The organism is Rugamonas fusca (assembly GCF_014042365.1).
In the GTDB taxonomy this organism is placed as follows: Bacteria; Pseudomonadota; Gammaproteobacteria; order Burkholderiales; family Burkholderiaceae_D; genus Rugamonas; species Rugamonas fusca.
Genome location: NZ_JACEZS010000007.1, coordinates 20,081 through 35,034, shown reverse-complemented (window position 1 = coordinate 35,034; position 14,954 = coordinate 20,081). Strand labels below are relative to the sequence as shown.

11 protein-coding genes and 1 other RNA gene are annotated in these 14,954 nt (G+C 67.2%); 11 read left to right on the top strand and 1 reads right to left on the bottom strand.

From position 1 onward, the window contains the following. Positions 1 to 22 precede the first annotated feature (22 nt). Entirely contained in the window at positions 23 to 682 is a 660-nt protein-coding gene (locus tag H3H36_RS09770) for a hypothetical protein (protein WP_229219841.1), read from the top strand. 46 nt (positions 683 to 728) lie between these two features. Here the strand turns inward: H3H36_RS09770 and H3H36_RS09765 are convergent, their stop codons facing one another. Next, a complete protein-coding gene (locus H3H36_RS09765) occupies positions 729 to 2,435 on the bottom strand; it encodes a thiamine pyrophosphate-binding protein (protein ID WP_182216801.1) in 1,707 nt (568 codons plus the stop codon). 132 nt (positions 2,436 to 2,567) lie between these two features. Between H3H36_RS09765 and rnpB the strand changes: the two genes are divergently transcribed. The 10 genes from rnpB (at position 2,568) to H3H36_RS09715 (ending at position 14,953) form a co-directional block, all read left to right on the top strand. Then, positions 2,568 to 2,912: RNase P RNA component class A (rnpB, locus tag H3H36_RS09760), an RNA gene on the top strand. An 80-nt stretch (positions 2,913 to 2,992) separates the two neighbouring features. Next, positions 2,993 to 4,483: a glycerol kinase GlpK gene (glpK, locus tag H3H36_RS09755; protein WP_182216799.1), complete on the top strand. Its 1,491-nt coding sequence runs from the start codon at positions 2,993 to 2,995 to the stop codon at positions 4,481 to 4,483. A 145-nt stretch (positions 4,484 to 4,628) separates the two neighbouring features. Further along, complete coding sequence (locus tag H3H36_RS09750; protein WP_182216796.1) at positions 4,629 to 5,432, top strand: AraC family transcriptional regulator; 804 nt, start codon at positions 4,629 to 4,631, stop codon at positions 5,430 to 5,432. 200 nt (positions 5,433 to 5,632) lie between these two features. After that, positions 5,633 to 7,870 (top strand): M9 family metallopeptidase, encoded by a 2,238-nt coding sequence (locus H3H36_RS09745; protein WP_182216794.1) that lies wholly within the window; start codon positions 5,633 to 5,635, stop codon positions 7,868 to 7,870. Positions 7,871 to 8,570: 700 nt separating this feature from the next. Then, a complete protein-coding gene (gene mraZ, locus H3H36_RS09740) occupies positions 8,571 to 8,999 on the top strand; it encodes a division/cell wall cluster transcriptional repressor MraZ (RefSeq protein ID WP_182160495.1) in 429 nt (142 codons plus the stop codon). 9 nt (positions 9,000 to 9,008) lie between these two features. Beyond that, positions 9,009 to 9,974, top strand: a complete 966-nt coding sequence (gene rsmH, locus H3H36_RS09735; protein WP_182216792.1) for a 16S rRNA (cytosine(1402)-N(4))-methyltransferase RsmH — start codon at positions 9,009 to 9,011, stop codon at positions 9,972 to 9,974. Continuing rightward, entirely contained in the window at positions 9,971 to 10,246 is a 276-nt protein-coding gene (gene ftsL, locus H3H36_RS09730) for a cell division protein FtsL (protein WP_182216789.1), read from the top strand. The genes rsmH and ftsL overlap by 4 nt, the downstream gene beginning before the upstream one ends. Further along, a complete protein-coding gene (locus H3H36_RS09725) occupies positions 10,243 to 12,018 on the top strand; it encodes a peptidoglycan D,D-transpeptidase FtsI family protein (RefSeq protein ID WP_182216787.1) in 1,776 nt (591 codons plus the stop codon). The genes ftsL and H3H36_RS09725 overlap by 4 nt, the downstream gene beginning before the upstream one ends. Beyond that, the gene (locus H3H36_RS09720) at positions 12,015 to 13,565 is read left to right on the top strand and encodes a UDP-N-acetylmuramoyl-L-alanyl-D-glutamate--2,6-diaminopimelate ligase (protein WP_182216785.1); all 1,551 of its coding nucleotides are present in this window, start codon (positions 12,015 to 12,017) and stop codon (positions 13,563 to 13,565) included. Before H3H36_RS09725 ends, H3H36_RS09720 begins: the two co-directional genes overlap by 4 nt. Continuing rightward, complete coding sequence (locus H3H36_RS09715) at positions 13,565 to 14,953, top strand: UDP-N-acetylmuramoyl-tripeptide--D-alanyl-D-alanine ligase (protein ID WP_182216783.1); 1,389 nt, start codon at positions 13,565 to 13,567, stop codon at positions 14,951 to 14,953. Before H3H36_RS09720 ends, H3H36_RS09715 begins: the two co-directional genes overlap by 1 nt. Position 14,954: the final 1 nt, after the last annotated feature.

Below are 14,954 nucleotides of genomic sequence, written 5' to 3'. Positions count from 1 at the left end.
CCTTACCATTCCTGTTTCCACCATGATGCCCTCCCGTTCCGCCGGCCGCGCCGCGCTCGCCTGCCTGATCCTGCTCGCGTCCTGTGCCGCGCTGGCCGCGCCCAAGGTGGCGCGCCGCCCCGCCGCCACCTTGCCCCGTTACGGCATGCTGGTGTTCTCCGACCTGTGCCTGCACCCGGACAGCGGCGAATTCGGCGGCCAGCGCATCACGCTGCAGCGCTTCGCGGAAGTCGATACGGTGATCTATGAGTACACGGCCGGCGGCTTGAGCTGGCCCGTGGTGGCCAGCGACGTCAATATCGACCCGCGCGGGCGCCAGCTGTATTTTGTCGTCACGCCGCCTGGCGAGGATGAGCGCACCATCAGCGGCAAGCTGTCCGACGATGGCAATACGCTGCTGCTCGATGGCGCCTACTGCGACGATGGCTCGGTGCCCATGCGCCTGCACAGGGTGACCGACTTTGGCCGCAAGCCAGGCGCTTGCCATGCCTGTCCGGCGCCGCGCAAGCCGGCCGCCGCCGATGGCGAACCAGGGCAGCCGCCGGTCGATGGCCATGGCGACGACGATGCGCCCATGCTGAAGAATGAGGGTGGCCAGCCGCCAGCGCCCCAGCGCCGGGACGACAAGGGCGCGCCGCCGCGCCAGCCGGCCGCCGAACCGTTGCCGGGCACGCAGGCCTGACGGTGGATAGTCCGGGGCGGCGCCCGCCGCCCCGTGGTGTCAACGCTTACTGCCCGGCCGCCCGCGCGGCCAGCGCGTTGGCGCGGATGGTGGCCAGGGTGGCGCCCGGCGTGATCAGGTCGCCGTCGTAGCGCAGCTCGATCACGGCCGGCAGCCGTTTGGCCCGCGCATGTTCCAGCGCCCGTTCCAGCGCCGGCCCGAACTGGGCCGTCTCCGTCACCGTCTCGCCATGCGCCCCATAGGCCTGGGCCAGCGCCGCGAAGTCCGGGTTATGCAGCACCGTGCCCGACACCCGGCCCGGATAGGTCCGTTCCTGGTGCATGCGGATAGTGCCGAACATGCCGTTGTTGAACACGATGATGACCACCCCCGCCTTGTACTGCACGGCCGTGGCCAGCTCCTGGCCGTTCATCATGTACTCGCCGTCGCCGGCGAAGGTGATCACGGTGCGCTCGGGCGCCACGATCTTGGCCGCCACGCCGGACGGCACGCTGTAGCCCATGGCGCCGCTGGTGGGCGCGAGCTGGGTGCGCATGCCGCCGTAGCGGTAGAAGCGGTGGGCCCAGGTGGCGTAGTTGCCGGCGCCATTGGTGATGATGGTGTCGGCCGGCGCGATGGCGCGGATCTGCTGCACCACCTGCCACAAGTCGAGCGGCGCCTGGCCGTCCTTGAAGATGGGCGGCTGCTCCTGGTAGGCCAGCAGCTCGGCCCTGGCCCCGGCCACGCTGGCGCGCCAGGCGCCGGCGTCCACCGGCGCCATCGCAGCCAGCATGGCGCAGGCCTGCGGCATGCCGCTGTTGATCATCAGGGCGGCCTGGTACACGCTGCCCAGCTCCTCGGCGTCGGCGTGGATGTGGATCAGCCGCTGTTTCGGCACGGGCGATTCGAGCAGGCTGTAGCCGCTGGTGGTCATCTCGCCCAGGCGCGGGCCGATGGCCAGGATCACGTCCGCCTCGCGCACGCGCGCGGCCAGCTTGGGGTTGATGCCGATGCCCACGTCGCCCACGTAGTTCGGGTGCGCGTTGTCGAGCAGGTCCTGGAAGCGGAAGGCGCACGCCACGGGCAGCGCGTTGGCTTCGGCGAAGGCGCGCAGGTCGGCGCACGCTTGCGGATTCCAGCCGCCCCCGCCCAGCAGCACCAGCGGCCGTTTGGCGCCGGCCAGCAGGGTGCGCACCTGGTCGATCTGGTCGGCCGACGGCGAGGCCTGCACCGGCTGGTAGCGGGCCGTGTCGGCCACGGCTGCCACGCTGGTCAGCATGTCCTCCGGCAGCGCCAGCACCACGGGGCCGGGGCGGCCGCTGGTGGCCACCTGGAAGGCGCGCGCCATGTATTCAGGGATGCGGTCGGCGCGGTCGATCTGGGCCACCCACTTGGCCATCTGGCCGTACATGCGGCGGTAGTCGATCTCCTGGAACGCCTCGCGGTCGGTGAAGTCGTTGCCGACCTGGCCGATGAACAGGATCATGGGCGAGGAATCCTGGTAGGCCGTGTGCACGCCGATCGAGGCGTTGGTGGCGCCCGGCCCTCGGGTGACGAAGCAGATGCCGGGCTTGCCGGTCATCTTGCCGTAGGCGTCGGCCATGAAGGCGGCGCCGCCTTCCTGGCGGGCGATGATGAAGCGGATATCGGAGTCATGCAGCGCGTCGAGGACGTCGAGGTAGCTTTCACCGGGCACGCCGAAGGCGGTGTCGACACCGTGGATCTTCAGGGCGTCGACCAGGATCTGGCCGCCGGTGCGGGAGGGATGGGTCATGGTAATAACCTTGTCTTGGGGGCGAGCGGGATGGTCGCCGGCAGGCCATTCTAGAACGCTGCGCGGTGGTCGGCTTTTCTAATGGCGACACCAAATTTCAGATTTGGCGGCCGGCGCGGTACAATACCGGCTGAAGCAAGCCAGACAGCCGCTGGCCGGTGCGTAATGCCCGGCGGGAGGAAGGTCCGGACTCCACAGAGCGGGGTGACGGTTAACGGCCGTCCGCTGAAAGCCTTCCGGCGCAAGCCGGGGGTATAAGGCGAGGAATAGGGCCACAGAGACGAGCGTATTAAGTTACGGTGAAACGCGGTAACCTCCACCTGGTGCAATTCCAAATAGGCACGCGATGATGTTGCTCGCGGAGCGTGCGGGTAGGAAGCTTGAGCGCCGGAGTAATTCGGCGCCTAGAGGAATGGCTGTCATAGCGCGGGTTCGCCCGCGCCGTAACAAAATCCGGCCTATCGGCTTGCTTCAACTGAATTTCAACTGCTTTTAACACGGCGGCCGCCCGCTGGTGCATGCGCAGGTCCGGTGCGGCGACGCCAGGGGATCTGCCGATGACACAATACATACTGGCCCTGGACCAGGGCACCACCAGCTCGCGCGCCATCCTGTTCGACCACCACGGCCGCATCTGCGCCAGCGCGGCCCAGGAATTCCCCCAGCACTATCCCCAGCCCGGCTGGGTCGAGCACGATCCCAACGAAATCTGGAACAGCCAGCTGACCGTGGCCCGCAAGGTGCTGCACGAGCTGCACGTGGACAGCGCCCACGTGCGCGCCATCGGCATCGCCAACCAGCGCGAAACGACCATCGTGTGGGACCGCAAGTCGGGCGAGCCGATCGCGCCTGCCATCGTGTGGCAGGACCGGCGCACGGCCGACTACTGCGCCCAGCTGCGCGCGGACGGCAAGGCCAGGCTGGTGGCCGATGTGACGGGCCTGGAACTGGACGCCTATTTTTCCGCCACCAAGCTCAAATGGCTGCTCGACCACGTGCCCGGCGCGCGCGAGCGGGCCCGTCACGGCGCGCTGGCCTTCGGCACCATCGACAGCTGGCTGGTCTACAAGCTCACGGGCCGCCACGTGACGGACGTGAGCAACGCGGCCCGCACCATGCTGTTCAACATCCACCTGATGCGCTGGGACCAGGACATGCTGGACCTGTTCGACATTCCCGAACAGATGCTGCCCCAGGTGGTGTCGTCCAGTGAGGAAGTGGGCAGCACGCGCGAAGGGCTGTTCGGCGGCGCCATCCCCGTGGCCGGCATTGCCGGCGACCAGCAGGCGGCCACCTTCGGCCAGGCGTGCCACCAGCCTGGCATGGTCAAGAATACCTATGGCACCGGCTGCTTCATGCTGATGCATGCGGGCCGCCACCCGGTCGTATCGCACAACCGGCTGCTGTCCACGGTGGGCTGGCGCGTCGATGGCCGCACCGACTACCTGCTCGAAGGCAGCGTGTTCATGGGCGGCGCCACCGTGCAGTGGCTGCGCGACGGCCTGGGCATCATCCAGCACTCGGCCGAGGTGGAAGCACTGGCGGCCAGTGTGCCCGACAGCGGCGGCGTGGTCATGGTGCCGGCCTTCGTCGGCCTCGGTGCGCCGCACTGGGACCCGTATGCGCGCGGCACCATCGTCGGCCTCACGCGCGGCAGCCACAAGGGCCACATCGCGCGCGCGGCGCTGGAGGCGATCGCGTTTCAGAGCGCCGAACTGCTGGCGGCCATGCAGAAGGACGCGGCCATCCCGCTGACGGAGCTGCGGGCCGATGGCGGGGCGGCCCGTAACGACCTGCTGATGCAGTTCCAGGCCGACCTGCTGGGCGTGCCCGTGGTGCGGCCCCAGGTGACGGAAACGACGGCGCTGGGCGCGGCCTACCTGGCCGGCCTGGCGGTGGGTTTCTGGGATACGCGGGAGGAGATCGCGGCCCAGTGGCAGTGCGAGCGCCGCTTCCTGCCGCAGATGGGCGCCGACCAGCGCGCCGCGCTGCTGGCCCAGTGGGCACGCGCCGTCGAACGGTCGCGCAACTGGGAAACGCCGGCCTGAGTGTTCGCCGGCAGCGGCTGGACCGCACCGTGCGTATCCAGCCGGGAAAGTGTGACGGCGCTGCCTCTGATGAGGTAATATTTGAAACATTTCAAATAAGGCATCGCGGGCGCGCCAGCCCGCGCGTGCGCTCGGGAGGCAGGCCATGGCGGACGCATTGGGCGGAGCGGGGCAGGGCGCGCGCTGGCGCAGCGTGGAACTGGCCGCCATCGAAACCCTGTTCGACGCGCTCAGCGACGTGGCCTTCTTCGTCAAGGACCGCGACGGCCGCTACCTGGCCGTCAACCACACGCTGGTGCGCCGCTGCGGCCTGCGCAGCAAGCAGGAACTGGTGGGCAAGACGGTGCTGGAGGTGCACCCGCGCCACCTGGCCAGCAACTACATGGCGCAGGACCGCCACGTGATCGAAGCCGGCTGCGCCATCCGGCAGCACCTGGAGCTGCACCTGTATCCGAACCGCCGCCACGGCTGGTGCCTGACCCACAAGACCCCGCTGCGCGACGACGGCGGCGCCATCGTCGGCCTGGTGGGCACATCGCACGACCTGGGCCTGGCCGATGAACAGCATCCCGTGTACCGCCAGATCGCCAGCATCGCCCAGCACATCCGCGACCATTACCACCAGCCGCTGTGCCTGGAGCAGCTGGCGCGCGACGCGGGCCTGTCGCTGGCCCGCGTGGAGCGCCTGTTCCAGCGCGTGTTCCACTACAGTCCGCGCCAGTTGCTGCTGCAATCGCGGCTGAACGGCGCGCTGGCCCTGATGGCGGCCGACGACGCGCGCTCCATCGCCGCCATCGCCGCCGCCTGCGGCTACACCGACCACAGCGCCTTCAGCCGCCAGTTCAAGGCGTTGACGGGATGGACGCCGGTGCAGTACCGCGCCCGCTTGCGCGAGGGCGGGGCCCCGGCCACGGCGCCGGCCGGCCTGCTGGCCAGCCTGGGCGCCTGATTGTCGCTTTTCCGCCCGTCCCGGCACCGTGGCTGTGCCGTTCCCTCCAGCCGTCCCGTCTAAATGTAGCGAACCGCCGCTGCGCATGCCCGCGAATGCAAATCAGGCAATCTTATCGGGATAGTATTTCCCTGCCCCCGCGATCCGGCGGGCGCCATCCCACCCAACGATAAGCGACAACCTGAAAAGGAGTGCTAGACATGTCTTTTTCCCGCAAAACCCTGTGCCTGGCCGGCGTGGCGGCCGTTTGCCTGAGTACCTTGCCCGCGCGCGCGGCCACGCCGCCGGCCGGCGAGCAGGACAGTCTCAAGCAGGCGCCCATGCCGCACCAGCGGCAAAGCCTGCCGCCATCGGCCGAGCAATCGCGCTACAACCTGCCGCCATCGAGCCGGCCCCGCAACGACCTGCTGCCCCGGCACCAGCGCAACAGTGTGGCCGCGCCGCTGGCCGACGACTGCGGCGACATGAACAAGCTGGCCGGCTACAGCGGCGCGGCGCTGGCCGATTACCTGGTCAGCCTGCCGAACTATGAATGCACCTACGGCCTGTTCGCGGCCGCGCCGGAGCTGGCCGCGCGCATCTATTCGGGCGCCAACTTCGGTGCCGTGGCCGCCCGCTTCGCGCAGGAGGCGGCCAGCTACAGCGCGGCCAACATGGCGCTGGTGAACCTGACGCTGTACCTGCGCGCCGGCTATTACCAGGCCGAAGGCGGCGCCATTCCCGCGCCGGCCGCCACCTTGACGCGCACATTGCGCGCGCCGCTGCGCCAGCTCACGGACGGCAGCGCGCTGTTCCGCCCCAACAGCGCGGCCACCAGCACGGCCGGTGAAGTGCTCAAGCTGATCACCAACATGCATGACGAGGCTTATTTCCTGCCCAGCATGAAGGCGTTGGTGCAGCGCTACACCAACACGGCGGCCCGGCCCAAGGCGGCCGACGGCCTGCGCGAGGCCACAGCCGCCAACGGCTACACGGGCGTACTCACGGTGCTGTTCTACGCGCACGGCCGGCCCGACGGCCAGGCCCTGCTGCGCGGTGACCTCAGTTATCCCACCGCGCTGTACAACTTCGTCAGCGGGAACAAGGCTGACTTGCTGGGCAGCGCCATCGGCTACCAGCTCAACGACACGGCCAACGAAGCGTTCCGCTTCATGCAGTATGCGGACCTGAAGGCGGGCGTGCAGCCCATGGTGCAGGCCACGCTGGCCAGCAGCAGCATGACGGGGCCGGACGGCGACCTGTGGCTGGCCGCCGCCAGCGCCGTCAAGTTCTATGACAACGACCACTGCGCCCAGTACGGTACCTGCGACTACACCACGCAACTGGCCGACGCGGTGCTCAAGTACCGCAAGGATTGCAGCCCTACGCTGCACATCCGGGCCCAGGACATGACGGACGAACAGATGCAGCAATCATGCGACCTGCTGGCGCGCGAGGAAAGCTACGCGCACGCCATGCTGCAGACCAAACGGGTCCCCGTCGCCAACGACCACAACACGTCGCTGGAGCTGGTGGTGTTCGACGACTACACCAACTACAGCAAATACGCCGGCCTCATCTACGGCATCAGCACCAACAACGGCGGCATGTACCTGGAGGGCGACCCGTCCAATCCAGCCAACCAGGCCCGCTTCATCGCCCACGAGGCGTCCTGGCTGCGGCCCGTGTTCCAGGTGTGGAACCTGGAGCACGAGTATGTGCACTACCTGGATGGCCGCTTCGATATGGCGGGCGATTTCGGCGCCGCCACGGCCAAGCCCACCGTGTGGTGGATAGAGGGCATCGCGGAATACCTGTCGCTCAAGAATAACAACCAGGTGGCGATCGACATGGCCCGCGGCGGCAACTACCGCCTCAGCACCATCTTCGGCAATACCTACGCCATGAACGATTACGTGAACCGCGCCTACCGCTGGGGCTACATGGCGACCCGCTTCATGGTCGAACGGCACCGCTCCGTGATCGACACCATGCTGGGCCAGTTCCGCGTGGGCGACTACGACAGCTACCAGCAGATGATGGCCGGCATAGGCGCCACCTACGACGACGAATTCGCCAGCTGGGCCGCCACCGCCAGCACGGCCGGCGAACCGCCCATGCCGCAGCCGGCGCTGCCCGTGTGCGCCTCGCCCGTCTACCTGGGCCGGAACTGCGCGCTGGTGAACCTGGCCGCGTCCAGCCAGGCCTATGCCTATATCAACCTGCCGGCCGGCGCCACCAATGTGCGCCTGAGCACCGGCGGCGGCGGCGGCGACGTTGACCTGTACGTGGCGCTGGACCGCTACCCGACGCCCACCTCGTATGACATGGCCTCGGCCGGCGCCGGCAACGCGGAGAGCGTGACGCTCGCGTCGCCGGTCAGCGGCCACTGGTACTACATCCTGCTGCGGGCGCGTCAGCCGTTCAGCGGGGTGAGCCTGAGTGCCACCTACGATTGAGGCCATCCCGGCCCCGCGCGCGCACCGGTGCGCGGGGCCGTCCACCGATTCCGTATAATGGCGGAAGTGGCGCGGCCGGCGCCGCACGCTCGTTGGCTCGTCAGGCAATGTTGTCTATACAAGTTAATGATCGGCATGTGGCCGGCCGCTGAAATGTTGAGCAATAAACCGTGGTATCGATAGTGCAGTGTTGAAGGTCTTCCTATCCGCGAAATGCGCACCAGGCGCGACAGGCTGGTCATTCTCTCCAATCATCACACTTTTTTCTCCCGGCCTGCGGCCGTCCCGACCCGGCATCCGGCCTGTTGCCGGATTGCTACTGTGATGTTGGCGTTTGGCAACTGTATGCATTTAATTTAATTATTTTCATCCAACATTTACTGCCTTCCGGCACGGCGAAAAGCGCCCGTAGAGATGAGGTAGCACATTCACTATCTTCTATAAGTATTTAATTTCTCAATATATTTTTACGCGAGCCGGCTTCAAGGAAGTACGCTAAGTCCTTAATTTCATTAATAAAATCCCTGTTTCGGTTGGGCGAAAGCGCTTGACCACCCATCTTCCATCCTCTAAAGTGGGCATCTGTGTGAAAAAGTGTCTTTTTGTGGGATTTTTCTCCTGACTTAGCGGCGGGGGAAAAGGCGGCAAAGGATGGCGATTTCCACTCTGCTAAACTATCAGAGGTCTAAAGGTAACTCCCGTGTTTCAAGGCGCGTCCGCAATCAGTCTCGATGCCAAAGGCAGGATGTCCATCCCTGCCAAGCACCGTGACGCGCTGGCCATCCAGTGCGAAGGCCGACTCACGCTGACCAAACACCCGGACGGCTGCCTGCTGTTCTTCCCCCGCCCCGTGTGGGAAAGCCACCGTGAACAGATCGCCGCCTGGCCCATGTCGGCCCGGGCCTGGCAACGCATCTTCCTCGGCAATGCCTGCGACGTCGAACTCGACAGCGCCGGCCGCGTGCTCATCTCGCCCGAACTGCGCAACGCCGTCGGGCTGTCGCGCGAGATCATGATGATCGGCATGGGCAGCCACTTTGAAATCTGGGATGCCGCCAAACTGGCGGAAAAAGAGCAGCAGGCGATCGAAGCCGGCACGCCCGATGTCCTCGCCAACTTCTCTTTCTAAGGCCCCGCCATGACGACTACGGCGGTGCCGGAATTTCAGCATCGTACGGTGCTGCTAGACGAAGCGGTCGATGCGCTCGATCTGTCGGGCGCGCGCGCCGGCGGCGTGGTCGTGGACGGTACCTTCGGCCGCGGTGGCCACAGCCGCCTGATCCTGTCGCGCCTGGGGCCGAACGCGCGCCTGATCGCCTTCGACAAGGACCCGCAAGCCATCGCCACGGCCGCACAGGTGGCCGACCCGCGCTTCACCATCGTGCACGACAGCTTCGCCACCATGCGCGCCGCCCTCGCGGAGCGGGGCGTGGGCCAGGTGGACGGCATCCTGCTCGACCTGGGCATCTCCTCGCCGCAGGTGGACGACGCGGCGCGCGGCTTCAGCTTCCGCAACGATGGCCCGCTCGACATGCGCATGGATACCACGCGCGGCATGTCGGCGGCCGAGTGGCTCGCCACAGAATCCGAACAGACACTGGAAAAGGTGATCAGAGAATATGGGGAAGAACGGTTTGCTTTTCAGATTGCAAAGGCGATTGTTGCTCGCCGGGCAGTCGAGCCAATTTCAAGCACACGACAGCTTGCCGGCATCGTGGCAGGCGCGGTCAAGACTCGGGAAAAGGGCAAGGACCCGGCCACCCGTACCTTTCAGGCTATCCGGATTTTCATCAATAAAGAGCTTGAAGACCTCGAGGCCGGACTAGAACAAGCCTACGATTGCCTGGCGCCGGGCGGCATCCTGGCCATCATCAGCTTCCACTCGCTGGAAGACCGCATGGTCAAGCGCTTCTTCGCGGCCAAGGCCAACGTGCCGCAGCCGGACCGCCGCCTGCCGATCCGCGCCGTCGACCTGCCGCAGCCGCTGCTGAAACTGATCGCGAAGATCAAGCCGTCCGACGCCGAAGTGGACGCCAACCCGCGCGCCCGTTCCGCCGTGATGCGGGTGGCGCGCCGCCTGCCGTTGCCGGAGGGGGCGCCATGAGCGGCAAGATCAACCTGGTGCTGACGGCATTGCTGGTCGCTTGCGGCCTGTCGCTGGTTAACGCCCAATACCAGGCGCGCCACCTGTTCATCGAACTGGAACGCAGCCAGTCGCAGGCGCGCCAGCTCGACATCGAATGGGCGCAGCTGCAGCTGGACCAGTCCACGCTGGGCAAGCACGCCCGTATCGAGCAGATCGCGCGCGGCGATTTGAACATGGTGCCGCTGACGGCCAACCGTACCCAGTACCTGTCGCCGGAAGAGGGCAAATGAAGCGCGCCTCCAACGCCAGCGTATCCCGGGTAGCGGCCTCCAAGGGGGTGCCGTTCTCGAAAAATCCCGTGCTGGCCGTGCGCCTGCCCGTGTGGCGTTCGCGCGTGGTGCTGTTCGTGCTGTTCTCCGCCTTCGCGCTGCTGGCCGCGCGCGCCGCGTGGCTGCAGGGCCTGTCCACCCAGTTCCTGCAAAAGCAGGGCGAGATCCGCTACGCGCGCACGCTGGACCTGCCGGCCACGCGCGGCAAGATCACCGACCGCGATGGCCAGGTGCTCGCTTCGTCGATTCCCGTCAAGGCCATCTGGGCGATTCCGGACGACGTGCAGGAAGCGCCGCCGGAAAAACTCAAGGCGCTGGCCAAGCTGCTGGACATGAGCGACGCCGAGCTGCAGAAAAAACTCGATTCGGACCGCGGCTTCGTGTACCTGAAACGCCAGGTGGAGCAGGACGTGGCCGACCAGATCACCAAGCTCGGTATCGAAGGCATCCAGACCCGCAAGGAATACAAGCGCTTCTACCCGCAGGGCGAAGTAGCCACCCACGTGGTGGGCTTCACCAACGTGGAGGACGTGGGCCAGGAGAGCATGGAACTGGCGCAGCAGAAGACGCTGATGGGCGTGCCGGGCAGCCGGCGCGTGATCAAGGACCGCCTGGGCCACATCGTCGAGGACATCGAATCGATCCGCGAGCCGCACGACGGCAAGGACTTGACGCTGTCGATCGACAGCAAGATCCAGTACATCGCCTTCACCCAGCTCAAGGACGCGGTGGAGAAGTTCAAGGCCAAGGCTGGCGCCGCCGTGGTGCTGGACGTGCACACGGGCGAAGTGCTGGCGCTGGCCAACTGGCCATCCTACAACCCCAACGACCGCACCGCGCTGACGGGCGAGCAGTTGCGCAACCGCGTGATGACGGACACCTTCGAACCCGGTTCCTCGCTCAAGCCGTTCACGGTGGGCCTGGCGCTCGACACCAGGCGCGTCAAGCCGCTCACGCTGATCGACACCGGCCCCGGTTACTACGCCATCGGCGACAAGGTGGTGCACGACACCCACCCGCACGGCGTGATCACGGTGCAGCAGGTGATCCAGAAGTCGTCCAACATCGGCACCTCGAAGATGGCGCTGCAGATGCCGCCCCAGGAAATGTGGGAGATGTTTACCAAGGTGGGCCTGGGCCAGCAGCCCAAGTGGGGCTTCCCCGGCGCCGTGGCCGGCCGCGTGCGTCCTTACAAATCGTGGCGCCCGATCGAGCAGGCCAACATGAGCTTCGGCCAGGGTATTTCCGTGTCGCTGATCCAGCTGGCGCGCGCCTACATGATCTACGCCCGCGATGGCGACATCATCCCGCTGTCGTTCCAGAAGGTGACGGAGCCGCCCGTGGGCACGCGCGTGGTGAGCGCCCAGACGGCGGCCGAGATGCGCGAGATGCTGGAGATGGTGACCCAGCCCGGCGGCACGGCGGAAAAGGCGCAAGTGCCCGGCTACCGCACGGGCGGCAAGACCGGCACGGCGCAAAAGGTCATCAACGGCCGCTACTCGCAGAGCAAATACATCGGCAATTTCGTGGGCATGGCGCCCATGTCCAGTCCGCGCTTCGTGATCGCCGTGATGATCGACGAGCCGGGTGGCGCCGTGCACGTGGGCGGCGACGTGGCCGGCCCCGTGTTCTCCGCGCTGGCGGCCAACGTGCTGCGCGCCAAGAACATCACGCCCGATTCGACCGTGACCCATATCATCATTCCTGAGAATTCCGAACAGGGGAAAATGTGACGACTGCTACCTTCGACCCGTTGACTATCGCCGACGCGATCCGCAAGCTGGCGCCCACGGCGCAGCTGGCGTCCGACTCGCGCCGCATCAAGGTGGGCGATGTGTTCTTTGCCTATCCCGGCGACGCCGGCGATGGGCGCAACTATATTGAAACGGCCATCGAGGCAGGCGCCGCGCTGGTGGTGCTGGACCCGGCCGGTTTTACGTGGAATCCCGACTGGACCGCGCCCTACATCACCGTCGAGCAGCTCAAGGCGCGCGCTGGCCTGATCGCGCACGCCTGCTACCGCCAGCCTGACAGCGCCATGTTCACCGTGGGCGTGACGGGCACCAACGGCAAGACCTCCAGCGCCGTGTGGCTGGGCCAGGCCCTGTCGCGCGGCGGCGAGACGGCCGCCGTGGTCGGCACGCTGGGCGTGGGCCTGTTCAAGGGGCGCGGCGAAGCGGCCTTCGACGCCACCGGCTATACCACGCCGGACGCCGTGCTGCTGGCCCGCACGCTGGCCGAGGCGCGCGACGCCGGCGCCGCGTCGCTGGCGATCGAAGTGTCGTCCATCGGCCTGGAGCAGGGCCGCGTGGCCGGCATGCACTTCGACGTGGCCGTGTTCACCAACCTCACGCGCGACCACCTGGACTTTCACGGCGACATGGCGGCCTACGAGGCGGCCAAGACCCGGCTGTTCGACTGGCCCGGCCTGAAGACGGCCGTGATCAACCTGGACGACCCCATGGGCCTGCGGCTGGTGGAGCATGTGCGGGGCAAACCGTCCGGCGCCATTCCCGTGATCGGCTACACGCTGGCCGACGCGGCCACCGTGCCCGACCTGCCGGGCGTGATGATGCTGCGCGCCAGCCAGTTCCGCAGCAGCCGCACGGCCGGCACGGAATTCCACCTGGACTGCCCGCTCGGCGCCGCCCAGGTCAAGACCCAGTTGGTGGGCCACTTCAACATCAGCAACGCGCTCGGCGTGCTGGGCGCGCTGCTGGCCAAGGGCATGGGCTTGCGCGCCGCGCTGGACGCCATCGAGTCCTTGCGCCCGGCCCCCGGCCGCATGCAGCAGGTGGGTGGCCAGGATGCGCCGATGGTGGTGATCGACTACGCCCACACGCCCGACGCGCTGGAAAAAACCCTGCAAGCGCTGCGCCAGGTGGCGCAGGACCGCGGCGGCCAGCTGTGGTGCGTGTTCGGCTGCGGCGGCGACCGCGATCCGGGCAAGCGCCCGCAGATGGGCAAGATCGCCCAGGCGGCCGACCATGTGCTGGTCACCAGCGACAATCCGCGCAGCGAAGACCCGCACGCCATCATCGCCCAGATCGTGGCCGGCATGGACCAGCAGCACCCGTCGTCCACGCTGCAGACGGTGGAAGACCGCGCCGCCGCCATCCTGCTGGCCATCAAGCACGCGGCCAAGCCGGACGTGATCCTGCTGGCCGGCAAAGGCCATGAACCGTACCAGGAGATCAAGGGCAAGAAGCTGCCGTTCTCCGATGCCGACCACGCCCAGCTGGCCCTGTCGGCCCGCCTGACCATGATGAGGCCGAACTGATGCGCGCTACGCTGGCCCAGCTCGCGAGCGCCATTCCCGGCGCCACGCTCGTCAACGACGCCGCCAACACGGCGTTCGACGGCGTTTCCACCGACAGCCGCAACGTGGCCGCCGGCGCGCTGTTCGTCGCCCTGCGCGGCGAAGTATTTGACGCCCACGACTTCCTGCCGCAAGTGGCGGCCAAGGACGTGGCGGCCGTGGTGGCCGAGCGCCTGCCGGACGGCTGGACCCTGCCGGCTATCGTGGTGCCGGACACGCTGGTGGCGCTGGGCCGCATCGCCAACTATTGGCGCCGCCAGTTCGCCGTGCCCGTGATCGGCGTCACTGGCAGCAACGGCAAGACCACCGTCAAGGAAATGATCGCCTCCATCCTGGCTGAGGCCTGCGGCGGCGAGGACGCGCGCCTGGCCACGCGCGGCAACCTGAATAACGAAGTGGGCGTGCCGCTCACGCTGTTCCGCCTGGACGCGGCGCACCGCGCCGCCGTGGTGGAACTGGGCATGAACCATCCGGGTGAGATCGCGCGCCTGGCCGCCATCGCCGAACCCACCGTCGCCATGGTCAACAACGCCCAGCGCGAACACCAGGAATTCATGCACACGGTGGAAGCCGTGGCGCGCGAGAATGGCGCCGTGCTGGCCAGCCTGGGCGAGGACGGCGTGGCCGTGTTCCCCCATGGCGACGAGTTCACGCCGATCTGGCAAGCACTGGCCGGCAAGCGCCGCACCGTCACCTTCGGCCTGGCGCCGCAGGCGGACGTCAGCTGCACCCACCGCGCCGGCGACTTCGGCAGCGAACTGACGATCACCATCGGCCATGACGCGGCGGCCACGCCGTTCTTCGTGCGCCTGCAGGCGGCCGGAGAACATAACGTGCGCAACGCGCTGGCCGCCGCCGCCTGCGCCTACGCGGCCGGCATCTCGGCCACCGCCATCCGGCTTGGACTGGAGGCGTTCGCGCCCGTGGCCGGCCGGCTGCAGAAAAAGGCCGCCGCCAACGGCGCCGTCGTCATCGACGATACCTACAACGCCAACCCGGACTCCGTGCGCGCGGCCATCGACGTGCTGGCGAAAGCGGCCGCACCGCGCATCCTGGTGCTGGGCGACATGGGCGAGGTGGGCACCAAGGGCCGCGAGTTTCACGAAGAAATCGGCGCTTACGCGCAGAGCAAGGGCATCGAACAGGTGCTCGTTACCGGCGAACTGGCGCGCCACATGCAGGGCGCGTCCATCCGCCATTTTGAACAGTTCGGCGATCTGCTGGCGGCGCTCGACGCCGTCATCACGCCGGATGCAACCGTATTGATCAAGGGCTCCCGCTTCATGAAGATGGAACGGGTCGTGCAGCATTTGATTGGATCGCAACAAGCTAACAAGGAAAGTCACTAAT